This window comes from Vibrio sp. 10N.237.312.B06, from assembly GCF_041464685.1.
Classification (GTDB): Bacteria; Pseudomonadota; Gammaproteobacteria; order Enterobacterales; family Vibrionaceae; genus Vibrio; species Vibrio tasmaniensis_A.
The window spans coordinates 1-25946 of record NZ_JBFSPI010000074.1 but is presented as its reverse complement, the minus strand read 5'-3'; the positions used below and the strand labels follow the sequence as shown (position 1 = coordinate 25946).

Genomic DNA, 25946 nt, shown 5'->3' with positions numbered 1-25946 from the left:
ACCGATGTATTGTTGAACGCGAAATGTACAGCAAAGATCAACACGCCCTAATAATTCGATATAAATCGCTCTATTGTTTGAGATTTTTGTCTACAGTTTTATAGAGCTTGTCGCTTCGGGTAATTGCCACAAGTAACGACACCTTTTGATGGTAAAGACACTCATAGCGTGTTAGACAATGTCGACTTCGCTTTGGCGACAGGGGCAAGCGTGGCTTTAACAGGGGCGAGTGGCAGTGGAAAGAGTACTTTACTCAACCTAATCGCGGGCTTTGAGCCTCTATCCGGTGGAGATTTGTTACTCGATGGCGAGAACACATTGGATTGGAAAGATGCACAATGGAGCAGATTCCGCCATCAAAAATTGGGAGTTATCTTTCAGCAGTTCAACTTATTAACGCCACTCAACGTAAAACAAAACATCGCGTTTCCTCTCCATTTAAATCAACAGAAATGGAGCGACTGGTGCGACTATTTAGTTGATGCATTGGGCATCAGCGAGCTACTCGAAAGACACGTATCTGCACTCTCTGGCGGTCAGCAACAACGGGTGGCAATAGCGCGTGCGCTAGCCCATAAACCCAAATTATTGCTTGCCGACGAACCCACTGGCAACCTCGACCAAAAAGCAGGGTTAGAGGTTATGAAGCTGCTGAGTGAAATCACTACACAAGGCAACACTGCCGTGCTTTTGGTTACGCACAGCCCAGAATGCGCCAGCTTTATGCAGACAAAATTGGTGTTAGACGATGGTTGTTTAAGGAACGCAGATCTAACCCCAAAAGCAGCAATGTTGTGAGTCATTCAATGAAGCAAACTGGCTTCGCTCAGAACCAGCTCACACATACCAAACTGACTCTGAATCTATTCGCGGCACACTATCGTCAATCACCATTGCAAGCCGCAGCGATTCTGATCGGCATTGTGCTAGCGGTCACCTTGTTTGTGGCCGTGCAAGCCATTAACCTCAATGCCAAGCGCAGTTATGCAGAATCTACCGAACAACTTAGCGCCCAAGCGAAGAACCTTATCATTCCACCAGCAGGGCAAAACTATTTGCCGGAATCGCTCTACTTCGGCTTAAGACAAAGTGGATTAAGCGCGGCGCTGCCTGTAATTGAAGGGCGAGTAAGAGACGAACAAGGCCGACGCTGGTCAGTTCAAGGCAGTGAGCTAATCGCCGCCCTCACTTCAAGAGCTCGCCACGCTCGCATCGACGAAAAAAGCAATACTCAAGCCAAAGAGCCAAACATTTCCCTGTTCGACAATGCCTTACCTTTGCCGCAACTCTTAGCGGGTGAACCCATTGTGATGATGAGCCAATCTCAGCACCAGAGTTTGGACGAAGTGGACACGCTCACTTTGGATGAAGTACTCACCAAGGTTGTGGTACTGCCAGATGAATGGCAACTGGGTAGCCGAATGTTGATGGACATTGGATTCGCTCAGCAACTGCTTAACAAGCAAGGGCAACTGAGCTATATCGCTATTTTTGACACCAAGAGCGACACTAACAGCAATACTCAGGATAAGTGGCGAAGCCTTATCGGCAAACAGGGACAATGGATTTCCAACAACCAAAGCACGGATCTCGGTTCAATTACCGATAGCTTTCACCTTAACCTCACCGCCATGAGTTTGTTGGCGTTTTTGGTTGGCCTGTTCATCGCTTACAATGGCGTGAAGTACAGTTTGCTGAAACGTAATCGGCTGTTGGTGCAAATTCAACAAGCTGGGATTGCGCCAAGCATCGTATTTTCAGCTCTGCTAGTCGAGCTGGTTCTTTTAGTCACACTGGGCGCGTCGCTTGGTTTCATTCTCGGCATTCAACTCAGCCATTGGCTACACCCAACCGTCGCGATAACGCTTGAACAACTTTATGGTGCAACACTGCTTCCCGGCACATGGCAGTGGCAATGGTTAGTGCAGGCACTGCTACTCACGCTGGCCGCAACGCTTGTCGCGTGTTGGCAGCACTTTAAACAGCGCGTGCGACAACCCCTCTCTTCCCATGGCGGTTTCTATCAAGCGCCGGAAGCGTCTAACGAAAATCAGCTGTTTGTTATAGGGTCAGCATTAACCATTGTCGCGTTAGCAGGGTTATGGCTGAGCGAACATCATCGCTTCACCATGGCATGGCTCGGTGTGTTAGTGGTGTCGATTCCTTTGTATTTGCCCAAAACACTCAGCGTGCTAGCGAACTGGAGCGAAAAACGTACCCAATCGGAGTTAATACAATATCTGTTCGCTGAGCTGCGTGAACTTATCTCCCCTCTCTCACTTGCCATGATGGCGTTGCTTCTCGCCGTCACCGCTAACATGGGAATGAATACCTTAGTCGGCAGCTTTGAATCCACCTTGAAACAATGGCTAGAACAGCGATTACACGCAGACATTTACGTTAGCCCTGCCCAAGGTGAAATCGCGAATGTGGAACGTGCGTTAGAGCAGTTTGAAAATGTTGAAACCGTTTATAAGCAATATTATGTCGACGATAACTTGCAGGGCTTACCGACTTTGCTCGGCACCAAAGACAAAGACACACTTGAGCAAACCATGGTGTTCCAATCCCACCTTGATGATTTCTGGACGCGCTTTTACCAAGGTGAATTAGTGGCAATCAGCGAGCCTACGGCAGTGAAGCTCGGCTTGTCCCTTGGAAGCCGACTCAAGCTCGACGCGATCCAAGACAAAACACTCATCGTCGGGGCGATTTTCCATGATTACGGCTCACCGAATGGCGAAGTGTTGCTTGCACCTAATTTATGGCTCGAAAGCGGATTTACTGACTTACCCACCAGCTTGGGAATCAAAGTCTCTGGCGACCCACAAGTGGTGTACGAACAGCTACGCCAACAACTCAATCTGCACCCAAGTCAGCTTTACGATCAAGCACAGATCAAATCGATCGCTTTAGATATCTTCTCACAAACCTTTGCTATCACTCGGGCGCTTAATGGCGTCACTTTAATGGTGGCGGTGACAGGGTTGTTCTGCGCCTGTTTCATGTTGCTCGATGCACGCAAAGCCGCTATTGCAAGGTTGTACGCGCTCGGTGTTAGTCAGCGAAAATTGATGGCGATGGTGGTCGGGCAAATCGTAGTTCTGGTCGCCTTCACTCTGGTTATCGCTTTCCACTCGGCGCTATGGTCGGTTATGTATTGACGGACATCGTCACCCTGCGCGCCTTTGGTTGGAGCTTAAATTACGTATGGAATTGGAGTGATGCACTCAGCATCGCAGCCATCACCATTTTAGTGGCGGTGATTGCGACCTTGATTCCACTGCGGCGTTTGGTCAGTAAACCCGTGATATCCAGTTTGCAAAGCGAGGTGTTGTGATGAATCGAGCAATAAGCGTTTTCGTTCTCACACTTGGCATCTTACTCCTTTTAGGGTGTGAGGAGTCCACTCAACCATCAGCTCAAAATATGGGTTCGATACTCGGTACTGAAACACAAACCGAGAATGAAACGGCAATCGATCAAGCGCAATTTTCTCCGGTAGTAAAAGGTGTCGATATTACCTTCCCTGCCGACCATCAAGCACACCCTGATTTTCGTCATGAATGGTGGTATTTAACCGCAAACTTGATTGATGAAGAAGGCAATACGTTAGGCGTGCAATGGACACAGTTTCGCTTCGCCTCTGCCCCACAAGAAAACGACAATCAAGCCAAGCAGCCTAAGCAAACCACGTGGCAAAGTCAGCAAATTTACATGGCACACAGCGCCGTCACCACCAAAGACAAACACTACGCCGATGAAAAGTGGTCTCGCGATCAAGCTGAAATTGCGGGTGTTAGCGATTCGCCGTTTCGTGTTTATCTCGATGATTGGCAATGGACGTCGACGAACGATGACCTGTTCCCAGCTACATTGGTCGCCAACTCGGATCAATTTGGATATTCGCTTAAGTTAACCAACAACGCGCCATATCAAAAGCAAGGCGAACAAGGCTACAGCACTAAAAGTAGCGATGGCAAAGTGGCTTCCTATTACTACAGCCAACCATTCATTGATGTATCGGGTGAGGTAACCATTGATGGAGTCACTCATCAGGTTTCCGGTACAGGTTGGATAGACCGAGAATGGAGCTCTCAGTTTTTACTCGACTCGCAACAAGGTTGGGATTGGTTTGCGCTAAGGCTGAGTGATGAAACCAGCTTGGTGGTATTTCAACTTCGAAACTCAACAACAGGCAAAGCCAGTTATTCCCATGCAAGGCTGATGAAACAAAATGCCTCTGGCATCGCGATTAAGCAGCAAGACATCCGCTTAACCGCTATCAAGCAAACAGAAATCGGCGGACGCGATTATCCAACAGAATGGCAAGTTTCGATTCCAACTCAACAAATCGAACTGACCGTCTCGGCACTCAATCCAGAAGCAAAAATGCCACTGTCTGTACCCTATTGGGAAGGGCCAATCATAATTAAAGGTTCTCATTCTGGGTCTGGCTATATGGAGTTGACTGGGTACTAAGCCAAAGGCATGATACAAATCAATTTCATATGTAATCGGTTTATTTAAGAAATAATAAATGGTACAAAAAATAGCCGAACGCATTTATTCTCCTGCATTCGGCTATGACTTATTTAATCAGATGAGAGCTTAAACCCGGTAGCAAGCCTATTTAGTCAAATCGGCTTTGATCTGATCAACTTGATTCGCCAAAGAAGTATCTTGGAAATATTCACTGTGTGTCTTTCCTAAGTACAACTTCTTATTTGCTACTCGTTGATCCAACTTGTCTTTAACAATAGTGCCTTGTGCCAACTTATTGTTTAACTCAAGCGCAATTGCGGAGCTGTCTGAGACTATACTTCCTTTCGTATCGTAGTAACGAACTTGGCTGATATTCGCATCAAATGGGTCACAGTAAGCCGCTCCTAAGTCACCATTTTCAATAATGCTGCTGTATTGTGCTTCGCTGATAGGCGTCTCTTTGTTTAGTACGAACTGGCTCCCTCGTACACACCAATTAATTCTTGTTCCAACACCTGGGAAGTATGCCGAAATCAAGTTAACTGCATAGTATGTATCTGGGGCTGACTGGTTTAATTTTGCATATCTATCAATCACCTTACCGCCAACAACTTGGAACTCAACTTTGCCATTGTCATAAGACTCAAAGAAATAGCTATTTCTAAACATCTTGCTGAAATTGACGTTATCAACAAAGCGCCCACTGTCGGATGTGAAGCTTTTCAGTTGCTGCTTGTGTTGAATACTACCTGTTGTAATGTTCGTCACTAAACCAACCACTGTGTTTTTCGCAGCGTCACTTTGCCAAGCCGTATAGTTACTTATATTTTGTTGAGGTGTGTTTGTCTTAGCATCGGCATCTACACTGTACTTGTAACTAAGCTCGGTAATGTCCTGGCCTACTTTATTGACCTTGGCATATGACTTGTAACGACGCGCTTCGCAATCTTGAAAATTTGCATCATAGTAGAAATAACGGATCCAATCTTTAGCTTCGATAGCTTCGGTGGTGTGAGCAGAGTAATCGACAATTCCGTTTGCGCCATAAACACCATAGAAACCTTTGAGATCTTTTTGCTGCTTAGATGATAGCTCTTCATTAAATTCATCGTCCCAACCAATACTGTAAATATTAAACAGGTTTAGAGACTTGATACACTCTTTGATATCAGTACTACCTATAGCATTAGCTGTATACATGACGGGACTACTATAAGAGTTTTTTGCAACGTCATCTTTTGGATCTGCAACACTTCCTGATGCCGGGGTTATGGACATTTGAGGAACTACGGTTTTAGTCTTTTTAGGTGGTGGCGCAGCGCTATCGCTACCACCACCGCATGCAGAAAGTGTTACAGCTAATACTGATATCGTTGGGATAATAAATTTCAAATTTTTCCTCGGCATTTTGAGCAAGTGATTATATAAATGATCACTCAAATACGATCAAAAAACTAAATGCTTATATAACCAAATTCAAACCATTGACGAAACAGACGTGTACGTCCGCTATCAACACCGAATTTAATCTTTTAATAACAAAAACTTAAATATAAAAAGGGAAACATCAATTATTAATACATCGGATGAAAGAAACCAATCACAACAAACGGTTCTTATACTGTTCTGGCGTCTGGTTCGCGTAACGTTTGAACATTGTGATAAATGGGCTGGCTTGGTTATAGCCCAATGTAAGAGCCACCTCTTTGACCGATTGGCCGTTTCTTAACAAGTCCATCGAGTACAGATAGCGGACACGTAATCGCCACTCTGTAAAGCTCATTCCAAGCTCCGTCTGGCAGTGGCGAGAAAGGGTTCTTTCCGTGGTGTGGACACGTTCAGCCCAATCTTTCAGTGTCACTTCATCGGTTGGGTTTTCTTCAACAGAAGCCAATATAGGCGCGAGGTACTTATTGTCGGTCGAAGGCAAGAAGTGGTGTTCAACCTCACGCTGCGCAAGTTGGTCAAGCAGTACCTGAACGAGCCTTTGGTCTTGCTCTGTTTCCGCAACATTTATCCCACGATCGCGAAAATCATCGATGATAGAAGACACAATCGGCGTGATCTTTATAAGGCTGGTTTTATCTGGCAGGTGTTGCGTGAGTTCTGGGGCGATATTTAGCGAGCAGTAGTCCAAAGGCTTACGGTTATAACTGCAGTGCATCACCCCGGCCGGTACCCAAATCGCTAGATGTGGTGGCGCTAGAAATCGAGTGCTTTCCGCTTCCATCTCTAATATACCGCCACTGATCAATTGAACCTGTCCCCATGAGTGGCTATGAACTCGGGTTTCAGTGTTCGAAAGAAACGCTTCAAAATTCATAAATACGTTGGATGGTGCCTTGTCAATTGATAAGGATGGATGAAGGTTTCTGGAGTGTTTTTTCAAACTTGTCTTCCTATCGCGCCTGATGTCTTTATAAAGATACTTGTAAGTATAACGACCTGTCAAACTAGCCGCATCAACTCATTCGCCACGGAATTCACATGCATTATCTCTTACCATTTTTTACAGTCTGTATCTGGGGCGCCAATGCAATCGTCAACAAGCTTGCTGCAAGCACCATAGAACCTAGCGCGATGAGTTTTTACCGTTGGTTTTTTGCGATGTTAATTCTCACGCCTTTCTGTATTCGCCCAGTAATGAAACAGTGGGCGGTCATTAAACCAAACCTATCAAAATTAGCGTTCCTCGGCTTTTTGGGCATGGTGTTGAACCAATCTCTAGGTTATTACGCGGGCTTAACCACAACCGCTTCTAACATGGCACTGATCACTTCTTTGGTTCCATTGATCAGTGTGTTTTTAAGCGTCCCTCTGTTGCACAAGTCGATTTCTAGTTTGAGTATTGTGGGCGGTGTGTTGTCACTGTCAGGCTTAGCTCTGATGTTAGGTAAAGGCGACCCGTTATTCTTCATGCATCAAGAATTGACTCAAGGCGATGGCTATATGTTAATTGCGGCCTTTGTTTATGCGTCTTACTGTGTGTTATTGAAACGCTGGAAAATGCCAATCAGTAGCTGGGTGGTGATTTACATTCAGGGTCTGTTTGCTGTCGCGATGCTTACGCCACTTTGGCTTACCAGCGAACAGCTTTTACCACCGCAACAAGCGCTCCCGTTGATAGCTTACGCCGCGGTGGCCGCTTCAATTTTAGCGCCTTGGATGTGGGTGAAAGCGATTGATACCATTGGCGCGGATTCAAGCGCGATGTTTATGAATCTGATGCCAGTTATCGCGATTGTATTAGCTTCCACCTGGCTGGGTGAAAAGATTAACCAGTTCCACATCATTGGTGGTGCAATGGTGATTTCCGGTGTCATCCTTGCTCAAATCAAAAGAAAACCAAGGCTTGAGGCTCCCTTACCTCAGCAAAACTAACCCCGCTTAACCAGCGACAATGCCCCATTCCATTTTCCACTCAGTACCTGCCTCGTTAGCAGGTACTTTTGCTTATTTTCGATTTCTCGATTCATGCTCTCTAATTTTATTTTTCGTTCATGAAGCTTTTAAGTACACTTAATAATGGTGTTTGCTATTGCAATATCTCGCCAACTCCCATTTAATGCACTAAGTACGGTTTAAGTGTTCAAAGCGTTAGAATAACTCTCCAGAAAGCAGGTAACTGTTGATCTAATCGCTCTCCTATGGTCACACGGCTCATGTAACCCAGGTCACTATGAGCCATTTAGAAAATTTACAGCAACGAAATAACCGTCTAGTTACTTTGGTTTATACAAAAGTTAACACTTTTAAATCGATATAAATTTAGCTTTAAAACCTTAACTTACCGATAAATACAGATTATTATTGCAAAATGTATTAAAAGAGTTTTCTAGCAATAATACGAAAGGAAATATCTACGCGAAGGTTCTATACTTTTCGAACAGAAAGTGAGCTGATAAGAAAACAATCAAAACTATCGTTTTGGGATTAATTAAGATACCATCACTTAAACTAAACCGGATAAGCAACGGTTAGTTGGCTAACTCAAAAAGGTACCGATATGAGTACCACACGGCTTAGAAACACCTAGCATTCCGCTAGGTGTTTTTTTTGCAATCCACCCTTCCGCCAGCTTGCTCGATAGAGTACTCCTCTGTTGGAGCGTCACGTCCACCTCCTTTAAACATCAATAGTCATCAACTCGCCATCTGTTTGAAAAAATAGTCTTGTTCGTGAGATTATCCGCTTTAATTTATGTCATCTTAAGTATATTGTTATTAGCAAGTAACGAGCATGTTATTCAGAACAATAATAATGAAGGAAGATAGATGAGCAGTCACAATAGCCGACAAGATGGTAAACGAGACGTTACTCTGCGTTTTTTAGCTGAACCCGGGGATGTGAACTTTGGTGGTAAAGTTCATGGTGGTGCCGTAATGAAATGGGTCGATTTAGCGGCTTACGCTTGTTCTGCTGGATGGAGTGGTAAGTACTGTATTACCGCTTACGCTGGTGGTATTCGATTCGTTGCTCCAATCCATGTGGGTAACCTTGTTGAAGTAAGTGCGAAGGTCATTTATACAGGTTCATCTTCTATGCACATCGCTATCGATGTTCAAGCCAGCGACCCAAAAGAACTCAACAACCGTCTAACGACTCACTGTATCGTTATTATGGTCGCTGTTGATGAAAATGGTAACCCGACTAAAGTGCCAGAATGGGTACCAGAAACATCAGAAGACATTGAATTAAGAGATTCGGCTATTCGTCTTATGAACATGCGAAAACAGATCGGTGAAGAGATGGAAGCACACGTGAAGTATCTTAAATAGACGCCACTAGCAGATCTACCCTACAAAACCTTATTACGATGCCAGGCAGTACTTGCTTGGCATTTTCAATTCCCTCTCTATACCCAAGTAAATCCGTTACACACCTAATGCTGACTATAAAGCGTGATACCCAGTCAAAAGTTAAAATGATCCGATACTTGTTCACGGATTTATTTTGACTGTAATAAAGTCGTCATTTTGCTCTGTTTAAATACCGTCAATCATAATGGATGTATTTAAATTTCTTGGAGCCACTTTTGAGCACAACATTTCCCACCCTTTGCGAATCTACACTGACGAACTTGAAGGCAGTTGAGTATCAATGGGTTAGAAGTTTGTACGTCGAAGGCTACGACACTAATGAAATTAACCACTATATCCAAGCTTGTTTTGGCGGTGATCAGACGTTTGCGGATCTGTTTCGTCGCGTAGCTCTTTATCAAGACAGCATCTATGTTTTACTTCAGCATTTAGGTTGCGCACCTTCTAGCAAAGAGTTCTAGTCTCACATCACCTCTTCCTTTTCTTCTTCCCTTTTGGAAATATTTACCACCAAATCAATAACTACCGAGAATACCCACCACAAAACATTAACACGAGCCTACCTTTATAGGCACTTTCTGTGTAATAGACCGATCCGTTGCATGCAAATTATTGAAGTATCACGCATGGAAATATTACACATATATCAATAGAGCTGCGGCCCCCTATACTGAGTGTCTGATTTGTGAGACTCGTTGATGTCTTCAATTAGAGAGATGAAACCGGAAAAATCCAGGAAAGAGGTACTTCAGTATTTAATGACTGAAAGAAACCAAAAAGACTGAGATAGAGATAGAGATAGAGATAAAGATAAAAGTAGCGGGCATAAAAAAACCCAAGTAAGTACCTGGGTTAGAGTTACAAAAACCACTAATCATTAATAGCGTAAGGAACCTGATTAGTAGCCAGCTATGCGTAACCTGAGGGTTATTTTTATTACTGATCGGCGGCCAAACCAAATGATGTAATAAAAATGCCAATATAGAGCGACCTAACGGTCGCTCTTTTGTCTTTCTTATAAGGACAGCTTATCCTTTTACACCACCCGACGTCAAACCGCCAACTAACCAACGCTGAGCCAGTAAGAACACGATAGTAATCGGAAGTGCGGAAAGTACCGCTGCTGCCGCAAAGTCGCCCCATAAGTAGTTCTGAGGATATAGGTACTGCTGCATACCTACCGCTAGCGTGTAAGAGTTCACGTCCGATAATAGGATGGAAGCAACTGGTACCTCACCAACAACACCAATGAAAGATAAAATGAATACAACCGCTAGGATGGGTACTGACAGTGGTAATAGAACCAATCTGAACGCTTGCCAAGGTGTTGCGCCATCTAATGCTGCAGCTTCTTCCAAAGAGTTATCAATCGTCTCAAAGTAGCCCTTAATCGTCCAAACGTGTAATGCAATACCGCCCAAGTACGAGAAGATCAGACCGCCATGCGTATTCAAGCCTAAGAATGGGATGTATTGCCCTAATTTGTCGAACAGTGCGTAGATAGCCACTAGAGCCAATACCGCAGGGAACATTTGAAAAATCATCATCGCTTTCAGGATAGTTTCTTTACCTTTAAAGCGCATACGAGCAAATGCGTAAGCCGATGTTGTCGACAGTGTCACAATAAGAATTGACGTAATACCCGCTACTTTTATCGAGTTCCACAGCCAAGTCAGTACTGGGAATGGAGGCGGAGTAACTGAGCCATCAGCATTCGTCACTGACATACCCAGAGCCAATTTCCAGTGTTCCAAAGATGGGTTATCTGGAATCAAGCTACCGGTTGCAAAGTTACCTTCGCGGAATGAGATAGCAATAATCATCAGTAGTGGGAAAATAATTAGCGCTAAGAAGCACCACAGCGCAATATGCGTTGCCCATACTCGGTATTTAAGGCTCTTACCTTGTACCATAGCCATTGTCGTGCTCCTTAATCTTGAGTCAATTTAGTGAAACGAAGGTTTAGTAACGCTAGGGCACCAACCAATAGGAAGATAAGCGTTGCGATTGCACTTGCTAGACCAAAGTCTTGACCGCCGCCGCCTTCGAATGCAATTCGGTACGTGTAGCTTACAAGCAAGTCTGTGTAACCCGCTGGCTCAGAAGTACCAATCATGTTCGGGCCACCGTTCGTCAATAGTTGAATCATTACAAAGTTATTGAAGTTAAAGGCAAACGCTGCAATCAATAGTGGTGTTAACGGTTTTATCATCAATGGAAAAGTGATTCGCTTGAAGTTATCAAGGAAGTTAGCACCATCGATTGCTGACGCTTCGTACAAATCTTCAGGAATCGCTTTTAGTAGACCCATACATAGAATCATCATGTAAGGGAAGCCTAGCCAAGTGTTCACAATCAACACCATGGTTTTCGCTAAGATCGGGTCGGAGAACCAGTTTGGGCTTAAACCAAAGATACTCTCAAGCACCATGTTAATCTCACCAAAGCTCTGGTTGAATAGGCCCTTAAAGATAAGAATCGAGATAAATGCTGGTACGGCGTAAGGCAAAATTAGTAAGACACGATACACAGCACGGCCTTTCAGCTCTTCCCACTGCACAACGTTTGCCAGAACCAAACCAATTGCAAGTGTGAAGGCTACCGTACAAATGGAGAACACAACCGTCCAAATAAAGATGCTGATAAACGGTTCTTTGATGCCGTCATCTTTCCAAACACGTTCAAAGTTGGCTGTACCAATGTCTACAACAAATCCTGGAGAAATGGTGTTACCGATAAACTCACCTTTCTCGTCAACCGGTTGGTAGAAACCCACTTCCATGTTTGGTTTCAATATTTCGCCAGATTCATTGTTGTATAACGTTTCCCCGTCATCTTGAAGAGTGTAAAGCGGTGCAACGGCAGCAAATTTACGTAAGCCGCTCATGCGGATGTCATCACCATTTGGCAGATGGAAATCGACACCACTGATCACAGAGCGATTTTGGATGATCGCTTTGATCTTCTCTTTTTCACCTTGTACAGAGTCAATTGCAGATAGGTCCATCTCTGTTGATGTCATGCCTTCCAGAGAAAATACATCAGTTGCTAACAGCTGGTCGCCATCTTTCACAACGATCTGGTGACCGTTATCTGTTTTGTACAAAGTGAATGGGTAGCTTTCACCGCTTTGGAATGAACGGTCTAAAAGAACGGTTTGAGTACGCTCTAGAGAGAGCTGGTTTTTTGCGCTGTAGTTAGTAAACGCAAGCCCTACGGTATATGCCAGTGGGAAAAGAATGAATAAGATCATTCCGGCAATACCGGGGTAAATATAACGGTGGGCGTAAGTTTTCTTACTACCAAAAATGTAAAGAGCCAAAGCCGTTAAAATCACAGTAAGCAGCGCAAATGCGAGCTCACCGCGAGAATACATTAAAATTGTAGCGTAGCCATTAATTAAGCCAACACTACCAAGCAACCCCCATTTGATGAAGACGCTTTTACTGCCTGGAAGGCTTGATGGTGCCGGGATCGCATCTGAACCTTGAACTGACTGCATAGAGGAACCTGCTAACGAGATATAAAAATAGAAAAGTAAGGAGAGGTTGCCCCCTCCTTAAAAGGTAGTGCTTGGTTGTTACTTAGTCATTCGAGCTTCAGCACCTTTTAGTGCTTGCTCTACTGATTGACGGCTATCAACTACGTTGCCAATAGCTTCTTCCATGCTGTACCAGAATGTTGTGAACTGAGGGATGTTAGGCATGATTTCGCCGTTCATCGCGTTATCCATTGTTGCTGCAATACGAGTGTCGCTGTCTAGTTGACGTTGGAAAGAGTTAAGAGCAACAGCGCCTAGTGGCTTGTCGTCGTTCAAGCTCTTCATACCTTCATCAGTTAGTAGGTAGTTTTCCATAAACTCAACGGCTAGATCACGGTTTGGAGAAGCGGTGCTGATACCACCAGCCCATACACCAACGAATGGCTTAGACGCTTTACCGTTGAACTTAGGCAATGTTGCTACGCCGTAATCTACGCCAGCTTTCTCGATGTTTGCCCAGCCCCAAGGACCGTTAATTGTCATTGCAACGTTACCTGCTACGAATTCAGACTCAGCAACTGAGTAATCCATATCCGCAGAAATAACTTTGTCTTTTACCATCTTCTCAATGAAACCTAGAGACTTCTGAACACCGTCAGTCGCTACGCCTGCATCTTTAATGTCGTAACCTTCCGCTGTTTGCTTGAACGCGTAACCGCCGTCAGCTGCAAGTAGAGGCCATGTGAAGTAAGCGCCACCACGTAGAGGCCACATGATTGCTTTCTTGCCATCTTTTTGAAGCTTAGCGTTTAGTGCAGGGATCTCTTCCCAAGACTTAGGTGGGTTAGGGACAAGTGCTTTGTTGTAGATAAGAGAAACTGACTCAACTGCAACTGGGTAAGCGATTGTTTTACCGTCGTAAGAAACAGCATCCCATGCGAAGTCTACGATACCTTCTTTAGTTTCCTTAGAAGGTTTGATATCAACAAGAAGACCTGCTTCTGCAAAACCACCAAAACGGTCGTGTGCGTAGAAAATCATGTCTGGGCCATCGCCAGCTGCTGCAACCTGAGAGAATTTCTCTTCTAGTTTGTCAGGGAAAGCGACGGTTACTTTAACACCAGTATCTTCTTCAAAGCGTTTACCTACTTCAGCCATTCCTTCATAAGCTTTGTCGCCACCAACCCAAATAGTTAGTTGACCTTCTTCGATAGCAGCGTTTGCACCAAAAGAACCCAGAGCAACGATTGTGCCTAGAGCTACAGCGCTTAGAGCGTTTTTCATGTCAATATCCTTTTTATATTTATACGTAGGGCGCATTCAATTAAGACGAGCCAGTTTTCGGAGGCTATGATCTGAGAAAATCAATGACAGCTCATCATCCTAGCCACTACGCCCTAGCTATTATGGCCTAATTTCGTGATCGTCATCCGGTAAGATTGGCGAGCGAAGTCACAAAGTAGATACTCATCGTGATCCACATCACCGTTATGCGGTGGATTTATTTGAACTGGATCGCCAGTTATAGATAACCCCCTTTATCTACTCCTCCCCTCCTACTCCCCCTAGTTAATTTTCTATTGGGAGGATGTACCATTACGCGAATTCACCGAAACTGCATTCATCCAAGAGTGGATAGTAAGAACCCTTTACCAGCGAATGTTATGCGTTGACGCATTGTTCATTTAGTTGGCTTCACTGCCCGCTGTTGTCTTTATTAAACATCGAGCTAAATCTGTGATTGAATCACGGGGGAGATTTAGCTGGATGTGGGGGAAATAGGCACCAGTTTGGCTATGACGGGTGGGCTTGGTTAAAGAATTCAAGTCCCACCCACTTTTTTCTTACTCACTCAATACTTACCAATTCCTACAGTTACTGCTGACCCAAAAATTCCTTATAATGATAAGCAGTAAAACTTAAAATTTGATCGATCGAGGACAAGCTAGATGGCGAGTGTCACGTTAAAAAACGTTTATAAATCATATGGTGATGTACAGATTTCTAAGGACGTAACCTTAGACATCAACGAAGGTGAATTCGTAGTATTCGTTGGACCATCAGGTTGTGGTAAATCGACGCTATTACGCTGTATCGCAGGTCTAGAAGATATTACGTCTGGTGATTTGTACATTGGTGATCAACGCATGAACGATGTTGAGCCATCAAAACGTGGTGTAGGTATGGTATTCCAATCTTACGCGCTCTACCCTCACCTAAATCTCTACGACAACATGTCTTTTGGTCTTAAACTGGCAAACGCCGATAAAGCTGAAATTGACAAGCGTGTTGAACATGCTGCAGAAATCCTTCAGCTTGGTCACCTTCTTGAACGTCAACCTAAAGCATTGTCTGGTGGTCAACGTCAACGTGTTGCGATTGGTCGTACTCTGGTTTCTCAACCAAACGTATTCCTACTTGATGAGCCTCTGTCTAACCTGGATGCAGCACTGCGTGTTCAAATGCGTTCACAAATCACCAAGCTACAGCGTCAACTGGGCTGTACCATGATTTATGTAACACACGACCAAGTTGAAGCGATGACAATGGCGGATAAAATCGTTGTGCTTGATGGCGGTTTTGTTTCTCAAGTGGGTAAACCTCTTGATCTTTACCACTATCCTCAAAACCGTTTCGTTGCTGGCTTTATTGGCTCACCAAAAATGAACTTTATGTCGGTTCACATCGAACAAGCTGAAGCAGAACGCGTATTGGTACAACTTTCAAACGGTATGACTTTCTGGATCCCAGTTGATGGCACGACTGTCAACGCTGGTGACCGTATGTCTCTAGGAGTTCGTCCTGAGCACTTGTTGTCTGCTGAAACAGGTGATGCGACGATTGAAGCTGATGTGTTGATGGTCGAGAAGCTCGGTAACGAAACACAAGTTTACCTAAACCTCGACAGTGCCGATGCTGACGTTATCTATCGCCAGCCAGACACGTTGACGATTGAGTCTGGTGACAAGCTAGCGATTGGTATTCCTGCACACCGTTGTCACTTGTTCCATAGCGATGGTCGAGCATGTCGTCGCTTGTACAAAGAGTACGGCACCGACTAATCGGTTCGTCTTTTTAGGATATAACTTGCCCATATCGAATCCCTCTTACCTTATAAGGGGGATTTTCCGTTTAAGACAACCAGTTTTACTTTCACTAAATAGATCGCGCTTTGTCTGTTGTCTGTTGTCTGTTGTCTGTTGTCTGTTGTCTGTTGTCTGTTGTCTGTTCAGTATAAAAACAAAAAAGGCCTAGCGAATGCTAGACCTTTATCTGTTTGAGCTAAAAGCCATCCTATCTAAACGATAAAGATATAGGCTTGCTCAACTTTAATACCAATCGTAGTAAATAACTTAGTGAATTGGCGTCTCACTTGTTTTATTGAACTGGCCAAAATGCTGTTCTAACACTTCAGGTGTCAGTTTGCCTTCCGCTTCTAGTCGCTTAAATTCAGCAACGATCGCTTTTTGCTCTTCAAGTGATGGAAGTTTCACTTCAGGCTCATCGCCCATCTCTTGAGTCATCTGCTCTAGTTCTTTTTCAAAATCGCTCATGATACTTACCTAAATATTAAACCTAGCGAGATTTTACTCATTTACGCTCTATGATGCTAGGGCGATTAGGTGCAAAGCCCGAAACCAGATCAAGTGAACATCAGCTTAAATGCAGAACTGCGGTCTGAATGGCGACGTTCAACGTAAAAAGCGATACCAAACGTAACAATTAGCATCAGACGTAAAAAAGCCGGGTTCACGTGAAATGAATCCGGCTCCAATGTAAGTGTTGCAAGTTTATCCGCTATTAAAGCTTAAACGAGCCAACCATCTTATCTAGACGAGAAGAAAGCTGTTGAAGTTCTTGGCTCGCTTCAGCAAGCTGCTCTGCGGTTCCAGTCGTCACTTCGTTAATCGCGTTGATTTCTTCAATATTCTGGTTGATGGTATGAACTACGGTTGATTGCTCTTCCGTTGCCGTTGCCACTTGAGTGTTACGATCAGTGATATCAACGATACGGTCTGAAATACCACCCAGTACGTCCACCGCTTCATCCGACGCCGATACGCCTTCAAGTGTAATCACTTTGCCTGCACTCATCGCCGTTACGGCATCTTTAGCATCACTTTGCAGTTGGTTGATCATCTTCTGAATCTCTTCAGTAGAATCTGCGGTACGGCTTGCTAGGTTACGAACCTCATCGGCTACAACGGCAAAGCCGCGACCTTGTTCACCCGCACGCGCAGCTTCAATAGCAGCGTTCAGAGCTAGTAGGTTGGTTTGTTCAGAGATGTCACGAATTACACCCAAAATAGAGCCAATGTCTTGAGTCGTTGAAGCTAACTGCTCTACCACTTGACCTGTACTTTCGATGTCTTGCGCTAAACGGCTGATCGCGTCTTTTGCTTTGTTTACCACAGATCGGCCTACTTCAGTATTGCCTGAAGCCTGTGTTGCCGTTTCCGCAGCCGTTGCCGTTGCCGCATTCGATGCAATCTCGCTGATTGTCATGCCCATCTGGTTAATGGCTGCAACTACCTGAAGAGTTTGATCTCGTTGTTCTTGGCTATTGTCGTGGGTGATGTGTGCTTTATTAGAAACACTCTCAGCGGCGACTTGAAGTGCTTGGCTTGTAGAAAACACCTCTTTCATCGACTCGTGAATCTTTTCGATGAATCCATTAAAGCCCTTTGAAAGCTGTGCAATTTCATCGTTGCCTTTCACTTCGATACGCTGAGCAAGGTCACCGTCACCTTCGCCAAGGTCACCGAATCGCTTAGCCAAAAGTTTAATCGGTTGAGTAATACTGTTTGCTAGCACTACGCCCATCAGAATAAAGATTAACGCTACAACAGCGGTCATGATCAGCATCTGTTTAACCGTTGCATCAAGCTCAGCAAAAACTTCGCTCGTCGGAACTTCACCAACAACGAACCAATCCATTGACGGCACATACAAACTCGCGACAAACAACTCTTGTCCTTTATGTTCCGTTGTAATCAGGTTAAATCCTGACTTGCTTAACAACTGACTAGATTGAGGACCGTAAAGTTGTTGAAGTGATGAATCACTAAGCGAACGTTCGCGATGAATTTGAACATCACCTTGGCTATTCGTTAAGAAAACAAAACCGGTATCTTCGATCTTAAAACTATTGAGTAGACTTACCATGTCACCCATCGATTTCGATAAGCCAGACATCGCTAAACCAGAAGGTTGTTGGTAGTTAGCGAACATTTTCACTTCACCTGTCGCTTCTTGGAACATACTGACCATTGTCTGCTGGCCAGATTGCGTAAAGCCAAAGAACCAACCATCTTGCTGTTGATTGAGTTGACGCAAGAAGCCATCTTGGTTCCAGTAGTAGGCCGTTTGACGGTTTGCTACCGAGGCATCATTTAGCTGGTATTGGTTACGAACATTGTTCAATTGCTTTACTAGCTTGTTCTCTAAGACGGCATCACGATCGGTCGATTCGATAGCGTCAGAAATGAATTCATTCGAAGCAATTTGTTCTGCAGCTAACAATAGCTGAGAGACTTCACGGTCAATTTCACCATTAATTCGCTCTAACATTCCCGGAAGCTCAATATCGACTAATCGATGACTCAAAACATCTCTTGCTTGCTTTTGTGCCATCGCACCGACAATCACCGTTGATGCAAGAACTGCGAAGGTAATTCCAAGTACAACTTTTTGTTTAATACTCAGAGAGTTAGTTTTCAACATATTTGGACCTTTAAAAAGAATCGCTCGTTATTTATATATCCTGAACAGGATTTTTTTGGTGCACTTAAACCAGTAGTGCACTCTCTCCACCATATATCGGCTAAACCCCATCAAACTAGAGAGGTATTTCGCAAAAATTTGTAAGCATGGTGAAACAAAGCAATCATTCTTCTATAGAAAAAACTATCAGCAAGACTAATGCAGTGAAACGTAACCATTCATTTTAATTATCTGGATAATAAGGTTCCACGAAGCTCACTTAACGACAGACCTCTGAAGCTTTGATATATAAAAAACAATTGATATGGTACAAACCATGGCTCAGTGGTTTTTTCTCGTTAACCGCTTGTAAATAATTCCAATTTTGAAAAAATAAATTCCACAAACGTACTGGAACTTTTTCCTAGTAATCAGTGACCAATACTCAAAATAAAAATCAAATGGATACCCAGAGAGTCCAAAATGCACAAAACAAATTTCGAAGTCCTTCAAAACTATTTAGAGTCTCAAATCATTGGTCAAAAAGAGCTTGTTAAGCAGCTGATGATAGCCCTTTTGGCCGATGGTCATATCCTCGTTGAAGGGCCTCCCGGGCTAGCAAAAACTCGCGCAGTAAAATCATTGGCTGACTGTGTCGAGGGAGACTTCCACCGCATTCAATTCACGCCAGATTTGTTACCTGCTGATTTAACGGGTACCGATATATTTCGTCCAGAAACGGGAGAATTCACCTTCCAATCGGGCCCGATTTTCAACTCGCTTATTCTGGCGGATGAGATCAACCGAGCTCCGGCGAAAGTGCAAGCCGCAATGCTAGAAGCGATGGCTGAGAAGCAGGTGACGGCGGGACGAAAAACCTATGCCTTACCCGATTTGTTTTTGGTAATGGCAACGCAAAACCCAATTGAGCAAGAAGGCACTTACCCGCTACCAGAAGCTCAATTAGACCGTTTCTTGCTGCATTTAGAAGTGGCTTATCCAGACATGGAAAGTGAGCTGGAGATTTTGCGCCTAAACAGAGGCGAAGCTCAAGGCAATCAACCCGTTCAACCAGAGCCTATTTCTCAACAAACTATCTTCGAAGCTCGCCAAGAAGTGCTCAACATTCACATGGCAGACACCATTGAGCAGTACATCATCAGATTGGTAATGGCGACGCGCCAACCTAAGCAATACAGCGACCAGCTTGATCAATGGTTAGACATGGGTGTTAGCCCGCGTGCAACCATCGCGTTAGACCGTTGTGCCCGCGCTCACGCTTGGCTTGCTGGCCGCGACTATGTCACTCCACAAGATGTTCAAGCGATGGCATTCCCTGTACTGCGTCACCGCCTGCTTCGTAGCTACCACGCACAAGCCGAAGGGGTCACTGCAAACCAAGTGATCGCACACCTTCTCTCGTTGGTTGGTAGCGCATAGGGATACGCGCATGAAGAATCAATTACCCAACCATAGTGACGGCGTCACGTTAAACCTGGACGAACTGCTGCAATACAAAGCGCAGTCTGTTCGCTGGTTGCCTCCAGCCAAGAGCCTGTGGTCGCAACTAAACGGGCAACACGAGAGCAATCGTAAAGGTCGCGGGATGAATTTCTCTGAGGTTCGTCAATATCAGGCGGGTGACGATATCCGCAGCATTGATTGGCGCGTCACGGCGAGAACAGGCAAGGCGCACACCAAACTGTTTTCTGAAGAAAGAGAACAGCCTGTGATTTTGTTCTTAGATCTGTCGAGCAGTATGATTTTCGGCTCAACCTTGTTGCTTAAATCGGTTCAACTCGCACACTTTGCCAGCCAACTTTGCTGGTTAACCGTCGCTCAAAAAGACCGTATTGGTGCAGTGATCGATACTGGCCAAGAGATCATTGAGATTAAACCCAGTGCTAGCAACCACGCTCCGCTGCGTATTTTACAAAAAGTCATAGAAATCAATAACGCAGCGCTGACTAACCCAAACAATCACAGCAACACAACCTTAGAGCATGGGCTGAAGTCTCTTCATCAGCTTTGCCCGAAAGGCAGCGATATCATTATGCTCAGTGATTTTGTTCGTTATAGCGAAAGTAATTACTCACTTATCAATCAAATACGTCGACATAATCGGGTTCGCTTGGTGCATTTTTACGATCCATTAGAGCAAGGTGTCACTGCTTTCAAAGGTTCAAAACAGATCACCGACGGCAATAAAACGCAATGGTTTAACTTTTCATCAAGCAAGGAAAAGGAAAAGCTCAGTCACGCATTTGATCAGAAGCAACAACAGCTTATGCAAATGAGCCTTTCTTTGGCGATCCCATACAGTTCATTGTCTTGTGCGCAATCGTTAATGAGCCAAGTATCAGGAGTTCAGTCATGAATCAACCTCTCGACTTGAGCCCTATTATTACGCCAAGCGCACCGTCATGGTGGCCTTTGGCATGGGGTTGGTGGTTAATCATTATCACGGCCATTGTTCTGATCGCCTTAGTATTTTTCATTGTAAACAAAAGACAAAAGAACCAATACGCGAAGAACGAAGCACTTGCTTGCTTTCGTGATAGTCAGCCTTCAAATACCTTGTCTCCGAGTGCAGCTCAAGACATCGTTCGTCAGGCAACACTAAGCTATTTCCCACGCGAAAAAGTGGCAGGCTTATCTGGTGATGATTGGTTGACGTTCTTAGATGCGCAATTGGCAAAACCTTTGTTCGCCGCAAAACAATCGCAATGGCAACAAGCGCTCTACCAAGATGCAACCTTAATGACCGACGAACAGAAAAAGGCTCAACAGCAATTGGTTAACGACTGCGAAATCTGGCTTCGTAAAGCCCTTCTTCCAAAGCGAGGTCGTTATGACTGATCTTTTAAGCTTTGACTTACTAAACTCTATATTTCCAAGCTGGGGCTTACTAAATATCGAGTTTGTTTGGTGGTGGATGTTTTTCCTAGCGCCATTGCCAATCCTTGTTTACTTGTTCTCACCAAAATCAGAATCAAGCAGTGCCCTTAGGCTTCCGTTTTTGCCCGAGGACAGCAATACCAAAACACCGAGCAGTCGCTTACCCAAGGCGTTATCGGTCATCACCTGGCTTTTATTAGTGACTGCGATGGCACGTCCAGTTTGGTACGGCGAACCGGTTGAGTTTCAGCCGAAACACCGTGATTTGATGTTGGTTGTCGACCTCTCCGGCTCGATGAGCCAAGAAGACATGCAGTTCAATGGCGAATACATCGATCGCTTATCTGCGGTGAAACATGTATTGAGTGACTTTATTGAGCGACGAAAAGGCGACCGAGTCGGATTGGTGCTATTTGCTGATCACGCCTACTTACAGACGCCACTGACGTTAGATAGAGACACGCTTTCACAACAGCTGAATCAGGCAGTGCTAAAGCTGATTGGTACTCAAACTGCGATCGGTGATGGTATCGGCCTTGCCACCAAAACCTTTGTCGACAGCGACGCTCCTCAGCGTGTAATGATTCTACTCAGTGACGGCAGTAATACCGCGGGCGTATTAGATCCACTTGAAGCGGCGGATATTGCAAAGAAATACAACGCCACAATTTACACCGTGGGTGTCGGTGCGGGTGAAATGATGGTCAAAGAGTTCTTCATGACTCGTAAGGTCAATACTGCTCAAGACTTGGATGAGCGTACTCTAATGGAAATCGCTAAACGCACTGGCGGTCAATACTTCCGTGCGCGAGACAGCAAAGAGCTGGCAACGATTTACGACACCATCAACCAATTAGAACCCGTGACGAACGCTACTAAGATCTGGCGACCACAACAAGAGTGGTTTGTCTGGCCTCTGTCGGCGGCCATGTTCTTCGCATTTATGCTGTTAGCCATTAGGAGAAACAATGTCTAACTTTACTTTTATCTACCCATATTGGTTCTTGGCTCTTGCCGTGCTGCCCGCTATTTGGTGGCTTAGCAAGAGACAATCCAAGCAAGGGTTATTGGCGTCACACATCGCCCGTTATTTGGCTCCTGAATCGAACAAACCCTCGAAAAACCGCAGCACTTATTTCGGTGTTTGGTGGTTGGTCGGTGTCATCGCATTGGCCGGTCCAAGCTTTGAAAAAAATGAACAACCAAGCTTTGAAAAAACACAAGCTCGAGTTGTGCTCATTGATATGTCGAGGTCGATGTATGCCACTGACATTAAACCAAACCGTTTAACACAGGCGCGATACAAGGCTTTGGATCTACTATCACTCTGGAAAGAAGGCCTAACGGGAATGGTGGCATACGCCGGAGATGCTTACACCATCAGTCCGCTAACGTCTGACATCAACACCATCAAGAACCTCGTACCCAACCTATCACCAGATATCATGCCCTTCCAAGGCGGCAATGCAGCATCGGCAGTTAAGCTTGCGATTGAGATGATGACTCGTGCTCATATCTATAAAGGCGATCTGGTACTGATTGCTGATGATATTGATGGTCAAGAGAAGAAAGATATCGACTCGCTACTCTCTGGTAGTCATTGGACGTTATCAGTCTTGGCTGTAGGTACGGAAAGCGGCGCGCCGATCTCGTTACCTACAGGTTCGATGTTACAGACCGACTCAGGACAAACCGTGGTTGCGAAAACCAACGTAGACAATATGCGCGACCTGACTCGTCGCTCTGGCGGCACATTCACTGAATTGCAATTGGATAACTCAGACGTTGAACACATCGCAAGTTACCTCGACCGAGTTGCGACAACATCAGAAGTGACTAAAACCAATAACTCACTCAACACCAGAGTGAACAACGGTTTCTGGTTATTGCCGTTTCTGTTACTTCCTGCACTTGGGCTATTTCGAAAAGGGGTCATTTGGTGTGGCCTAGCTGTACTTGTCTCGTTCAGCCAACCGAATACTGCGTTTGCAAATCCTTGGAAAACCGATGACCAAGTGGGTTATCAGTTGTATCAAGATGAGGACTTTCAACAAGCCGCAGAACAATTCGAACAGCAAGAATGGAAAGGCATTGCGCAATACAAAGCCGGTGATTTCGAAGCGGCCGAACAGACGCTACAAGGTCTTTCTGGCGAAGATGCTCGTTACAACCTCGCCAATGCACAAGCAAAGCAAGGTAAATACGACCAAGCGATAAAAGAGTATCAACGCATTCTCGAAAGTAACCCTGAACATGCTTACGCGAAGAAGAACCTAGAGATTGTCGAACAGGCTCAGAAGCAACAGCAACAGCAACAGCAACAGCAACAGCAAGACGATTCTTCGCAAAGCTCGCAGGATCAACAACAAAGCTCAGCTGACAATGGGAAGTCGCAAAGTCAAAGTGGCAGCCAAGATCAAAGCAACAAACAAGATCAAACTGAAAACCAAGATCAGAATACTGACCAAAGCCAAGCTGATGATAGCCGCTCTGATTCCAAGACGGATGAAGAAAGCGACAAGCAAGCTGTGCAACAAAACAAAGCGGATCAAGCAGATAAACAGTCACAGGACAAAGGTGACTCAGCATCTCAAACTGCCCAAGCACAAGAGGCTGCTAAGGAAGACAGTGATCACAACACTCAACCAGCTGCAGCACAAGCATCAGGTCAACCTATGTCGAGCGATCCGGATATGCGAAAGCTTGAGCAAGTAGAAAGCGCCCGTGACCCGAGCCAACTGCTTAAAGCGCAAATGATTTTACAAGCACGCCAAAAAAGTGCTCCTAACAACCAAAACAAAAAGTGGTAACCATGCGATCTTTAAACAAGCCATTTTTCTCAATATTCCTGACTTTGTTGCTGGGAGCTTTCTCTTCCTTCTCTGCATTGGCAGCAACGGCCGTAGCGAGCGTTTCACAAAACAGCGTAACTAAAGATGAAGTCTTCCTACTTAGAGTCGCAACCGATGAAAAAGTATCGTCAGGTGCTTTAGATCTAACGGCTCTCCAACAGAATTTCTACGTCGGCACCCCAAGCTTTGGGTCATCAATGCGAATCATCAATGGTAGCCGCACTGTGTCTAGCGAGTGGAATATTACCCTTGCCCCACTTCGATTAGGCCGATTAGAGATTCCTAGCTTTGATATTGAAGGCGCTAAAACTAAGCCGATCACCATCAACGTTTCGGTTAATAAAGCCGCTCCAAAGCAGAGTGATATGGCCGAGTTTCAACTTAATCTGAGTAAAGACTCGCTATACCCTCAAGAGGTCGCGGAACTTGATGTAAAACTCATCATCAAAGCGGATCCAAGAAGATTACAAGATCCCCAAATCTCTCTACCAAACTCATCAAATTTGGACGTGGAACCCATCGGTGAGTCGAAACAGTTCCAAGATGTTATCAACGGACAAGAAGTCACCGTTGTTCAGCAATCTTTCAATATATCCTCACAACAAGCAGGACAATTTCAGCTTCAAGGGCCAAAGTTAACCGGTGCTGTTGTTTACTCAACCAACAACTCAAGCACAACGCGCCTTTTCCAACTCGACACGCCCGTTGAAACCTTAGATGTCACAGTGAATCCTGTACCAAAAGGCTATCAAGGTGAGTGGTTACCAACATCGAACTTCAAGTTGATTCAGAAATGGTCAGATAGCCAAGGCAACGAGCTGACAGGTAGCAATGCTTTAGGTGGCGACAAGCAGAATATTGAAATGGAAGCCGGTGATTCGTTAACTCGTACCATCACAATGACAGCCAGCAACTTGACCCAACACCAGTTACCAAAACTGAACATCACCTACCCTAAATCGGTGCGCGTGTATGAAGAGAAACCGCAATTTGGCACAACCCAGTCTGGTGATGCTGTGGTCGTTTATAAGCAAATATTGATTCCGAAAGAGGCCGGAAATATCTCGCTTCCTGATGTGTCTCAAGCTTGGTTCAACACCGATACGCAATCGGAACAAACCACTAAAGCGCTTGGCTTAAAATTGTCGGTACAAGCTAGTGAGCGAGCAACATCAAGTATGCCTCCTCCAGCGATTGAAGCACCGGCACAACAAGCCAGCCCGACGATTGTTACCGTTGAAAACCCAGGAATGTGGCCTTATCTAACAGCGCTGTTTGCAGCATTATGGTTAATCAGCTCGGCGGTTGCTTTCTACTTCTGGTCACGCCGCGCTACAGCAGTAAAATCAAAGCAAAAAGATGAACGTCAATCCGATACGACAGAAGCGCTGATTGCCGCTCTGAAAGCGAAAGATGGTGTGATGACCAGAACCCTGCTTGAGCAATGGAAAACAGAAAACCCAGATTTGAGTGATGAAACATTAGAAACAATCGAAGCTGAGCTCACCAAGCTAAATCAGAGCCTCTATGCTGAAGCTTGCTCACCAAGTCAGTCATGGGACCCTTCTGAGGCAATCAAAGCGGTTAAGAAACCAAAACGCATCTCGAACAAAGCACACAAGAGCACATTAGAAAGGCTTTAATTAACCGGTTGTACCGTCCTAAATATGGTTGACACATTTCCAACATGAAATTGGAGAGTGTCAT

19 protein-coding genes and 1 pseudogene are annotated in these 25946 nt (G+C 44.9%); 13 read left to right on the top strand and 7 right to left on the bottom strand.

What is annotated here, in order from left to right; translation table 11 throughout:
• Positions 1–123 precede the first annotated feature (123 nt).
• The 3 genes and pseudogenes from AB6C75_RS17600 (at position 124) to AB6C75_RS17590 (ending at position 4482) form a co-directional block, all read left to right on the top strand.
• Positions 124–798, top strand: coding sequence for an ABC transporter ATP-binding protein (locus AB6C75_RS17600; RefSeq protein WP_372108452.1), 675 nt, complete (start codon positions 124–126; stop codon positions 796–798).
• Between the two features lie 8 nt (positions 799–806).
• Positions 807–3340, top strand: a pseudogene (locus AB6C75_RS17595) (ABC transporter permease).
• Positions 3340–4482: a lipocalin-like domain-containing protein gene (locus AB6C75_RS17590; RefSeq protein WP_372108450.1), complete on the top strand. Its 1143-nt coding sequence runs from the start codon at positions 3340–3342 to the stop codon at positions 4480–4482. The pseudogene AB6C75_RS17595 and the gene AB6C75_RS17590 overlap by 1 nt, the downstream one beginning before the upstream one ends.
• A 147-nt stretch (positions 4483–4629) precedes the next feature.
• Here the strand turns inward: AB6C75_RS17590 and AB6C75_RS17585 are convergent, their stop codons facing one another.
• Both AB6C75_RS17585 and AB6C75_RS17580 read right to left on the bottom strand, forming a co-directional pair.
• The gene (locus AB6C75_RS17585) at positions 4630–5877 is read right to left on the bottom strand and encodes a hypothetical protein (RefSeq protein ID WP_372108448.1); all 1248 of its coding nucleotides are present in this window, start codon (positions 5875–5877) and stop codon (positions 4630–4632) included.
• Positions 5878–6085: 208 nt separating this feature from the next.
• Complete coding sequence (locus tag AB6C75_RS17580) at positions 6086–6874, bottom strand: helix-turn-helix domain-containing protein (protein WP_012600208.1); 789 nt, start codon at positions 6872–6874, stop codon at positions 6086–6088.
• Positions 6875–6972: 98 nt separating this feature from the next.
• On the opposite strand from AB6C75_RS17580, the gene AB6C75_RS17575 reads away from it, so the two are divergent.
• The 3 genes from AB6C75_RS17575 to AB6C75_RS17565 all read left to right on the top strand — a co-directional run bounded on the left by AB6C75_RS17575 (position 6973) and on the right by AB6C75_RS17565 (position 9766).
• Positions 6973–7866 (top strand): DMT family transporter, encoded by an 894-nt coding sequence (locus tag AB6C75_RS17575; protein ID WP_372108446.1) that lies wholly within the window; start codon positions 6973–6975, stop codon positions 7864–7866.
• An 893-nt stretch (positions 7867–8759) separates the two neighbouring features.
• Positions 8760–9263, top strand: a complete 504-nt coding sequence (locus AB6C75_RS17570) for an acyl-CoA thioesterase (protein ID WP_012600206.1) — start codon at positions 8760–8762, stop codon at positions 9261–9263.
• 230 nt (positions 9264–9493) lie between these two features.
• Positions 9494–9766, top strand: coding sequence for a hypothetical protein (locus AB6C75_RS17565; protein WP_012600205.1), 273 nt, complete (start codon positions 9494–9496; stop codon positions 9764–9766).
• 567 nt (positions 9767–10333) lie between these two features.
• Here AB6C75_RS17565 and malG read toward each other — a convergent pair.
• The 3 genes from malG to malE form a co-directional block, all read right to left on the bottom strand.
• A complete protein-coding gene (gene malG, locus AB6C75_RS17560) occupies positions 10334–11224 on the bottom strand; it encodes a maltose ABC transporter permease MalG (protein WP_009845806.1) in 891 nt (296 codons plus the stop codon).
• A gap of 11 nt (positions 11225–11235) precedes the next feature.
• Positions 11236–12807 (bottom strand): maltose ABC transporter permease MalF, encoded by a 1572-nt coding sequence (malF, locus tag AB6C75_RS17555; protein ID WP_009845807.1) that lies wholly within the window; start codon positions 12805–12807, stop codon positions 11236–11238.
• Between the two features lie 78 nt (positions 12808–12885).
• On the bottom strand, positions 12886–14070 hold the full coding sequence (malE, locus tag AB6C75_RS17550) for a maltose/maltodextrin ABC transporter substrate-binding protein MalE (protein ID WP_009845808.1): 1185 nt from the start codon (positions 14068–14070) through the stop codon (positions 12886–12888).
• Between the two features lie 665 nt (positions 14071–14735).
• Between malE and malK the strand changes: the two genes are divergently transcribed.
• Entirely contained in the window at positions 14736–15848 is a 1113-nt protein-coding gene (gene malK, locus AB6C75_RS17545) for a maltose/maltodextrin ABC transporter ATP-binding protein MalK (RefSeq protein ID WP_009845809.1), read from the top strand.
• A gap of 291 nt (positions 15849–16139) precedes the next feature.
• Here malK and AB6C75_RS17540 read toward each other — a convergent pair whose 3' ends face one another.
• Together AB6C75_RS17540 and AB6C75_RS17535 are read right to left on the bottom strand one after the other, a co-directional pair.
• Complete coding sequence (locus AB6C75_RS17540) at positions 16140–16340, bottom strand: restriction endonuclease subunit S (protein ID WP_372108442.1); 201 nt, start codon at positions 16338–16340, stop codon at positions 16140–16142.
• Between the two features lie 247 nt (positions 16341–16587).
• Positions 16588–18510: a methyl-accepting chemotaxis protein gene (locus AB6C75_RS17535; protein WP_372108440.1), complete on the bottom strand. Its 1923-nt coding sequence runs from the start codon at positions 18508–18510 to the stop codon at positions 16588–16590.
• Between the two features lie 462 nt (positions 18511–18972).
• Here AB6C75_RS17535 and AB6C75_RS17530 point away from each other — a divergent pair, with 462 nt between their 5' ends.
• Genes AB6C75_RS17530 through AB6C75_RS17505 form a run of 6 tightly spaced genes read left to right on the top strand, consistent with a single transcriptional unit; the run spans position 18973 to position 25882 of the window.
• The gene (locus AB6C75_RS17530) at positions 18973–19929 is read left to right on the top strand and encodes a MoxR family ATPase (RefSeq protein ID WP_012600202.1); all 957 of its coding nucleotides are present in this window, start codon (positions 18973–18975) and stop codon (positions 19927–19929) included.
• A gap of 10 nt (positions 19930–19939) precedes the next feature.
• The gene (locus AB6C75_RS17525) at positions 19940–20866 is read left to right on the top strand and encodes a DUF58 domain-containing protein (RefSeq protein WP_029223170.1); all 927 of its coding nucleotides are present in this window, start codon (positions 19940–19942) and stop codon (positions 20864–20866) included.
• Positions 20863–21348 carry a DUF4381 domain-containing protein gene (locus AB6C75_RS17520; protein ID WP_372108438.1) on the top strand — a complete coding sequence of 162 codons (486 nt, stop codon included), beginning with the start codon at positions 20863–20865 and terminating at the stop codon, positions 21346–21348. The genes AB6C75_RS17525 and AB6C75_RS17520 overlap by 4 nt, the downstream gene beginning before the upstream one ends.
• The gene (locus AB6C75_RS17515; RefSeq protein ID WP_372108436.1) at positions 21341–22363 is read left to right on the top strand and encodes a VWA domain-containing protein; all 1023 of its coding nucleotides are present in this window, start codon (positions 21341–21343) and stop codon (positions 22361–22363) included. Before AB6C75_RS17520 ends, AB6C75_RS17515 begins: the two co-directional genes overlap by 8 nt.
• A complete protein-coding gene (locus AB6C75_RS17510; protein ID WP_372108435.1) occupies positions 22356–24197 on the top strand; it encodes a VWA domain-containing protein in 1842 nt (613 codons plus the stop codon). The genes AB6C75_RS17515 and AB6C75_RS17510 overlap by 8 nt, the downstream gene beginning before the upstream one ends.
• A 2-nt stretch (positions 24198–24199) precedes the next feature.
• Entirely contained in the window at positions 24200–25882 is a 1683-nt protein-coding gene (locus AB6C75_RS17505) for a BatD family protein (RefSeq protein ID WP_372108433.1), read from the top strand.
• Positions 25883–25946 lie beyond the last annotated feature (64 nt).

Bases quoted from the DNA above. Each gene is read 5' to 3' on its own strand.
- AB6C75_RS17590 (WP_372108450.1), top strand. From the start codon at position 3,340: ATGAATCGAGCAATAAGCGTTTTCGTTCTCACACTTGGCATCTTACTC.
- AB6C75_RS17575 (WP_372108446.1), top strand. From the start codon at position 6,973: ATGCATTATCTCTTACCATTTTTTACAGTCTGTATCTGGGGCGCCAAT.
- AB6C75_RS17570 (WP_012600206.1), top strand. From the start codon at position 8,760: ATGAGCAGTCACAATAGCCGACAAGATGGTAAACGAGACGTTACTCTG.
- AB6C75_RS17565 (WP_012600205.1), top strand. From the start codon at position 9,494: ATGTATTTAAATTTCTTGGAGCCACTTTTGAGCACAACATTTCCCACC.
- malG (WP_009845806.1), bottom strand. From the start codon at position 11,224: ATGGCTATGGTACAAGGTAAGAGCCTTAAATACCGAGTATGGGCAACG.
- malF (WP_009845807.1), bottom strand. From the start codon at position 12,807: ATGCAGTCAGTTCAAGGTTCAGATGCGATCCCGGCACCATCAAGCCTT.
- malE (WP_009845808.1), bottom strand. From the start codon at position 14,070: ATGAAAAACGCTCTAAGCGCTGTAGCTCTAGGCACAATCGTTGCTCTG.
- malK (WP_009845809.1), top strand. From the start codon at position 14,736: ATGGCGAGTGTCACGTTAAAAAACGTTTATAAATCATATGGTGATGTA.
- AB6C75_RS17540 (WP_372108442.1), bottom strand. From the start codon at position 16,340: ATGAGCGATTTTGAAAAAGAACTAGAGCAGATGACTCAAGAGATGGGC.
- AB6C75_RS17535 (WP_372108440.1), bottom strand. From the start codon at position 18,510: ATGTTGAAAACTAACTCTCTGAGTATTAAACAAAAAGTTGTACTTGGA.
- AB6C75_RS17530 (WP_012600202.1), top strand. From the start codon at position 18,973: ATGCACAAAACAAATTTCGAAGTCCTTCAAAACTATTTAGAGTCTCAA.
- AB6C75_RS17525 (WP_029223170.1), top strand. From the start codon at position 19,940: ATGAAGAATCAATTACCCAACCATAGTGACGGCGTCACGTTAAACCTG.
- AB6C75_RS17520 (WP_372108438.1), top strand. From the start codon at position 20,863: ATGAATCAACCTCTCGACTTGAGCCCTATTATTACGCCAAGCGCACCG.
- AB6C75_RS17515 (WP_372108436.1), top strand. From the start codon at position 21,341: ATGACTGATCTTTTAAGCTTTGACTTACTAAACTCTATATTTCCAAGC.
- AB6C75_RS17510 (WP_372108435.1), top strand. From the start codon at position 22,356: ATGTCTAACTTTACTTTTATCTACCCATATTGGTTCTTGGCTCTTGCC.
- AB6C75_RS17505 (WP_372108433.1), top strand. From the start codon at position 24,200: ATGCGATCTTTAAACAAGCCATTTTTCTCAATATTCCTGACTTTGTTG.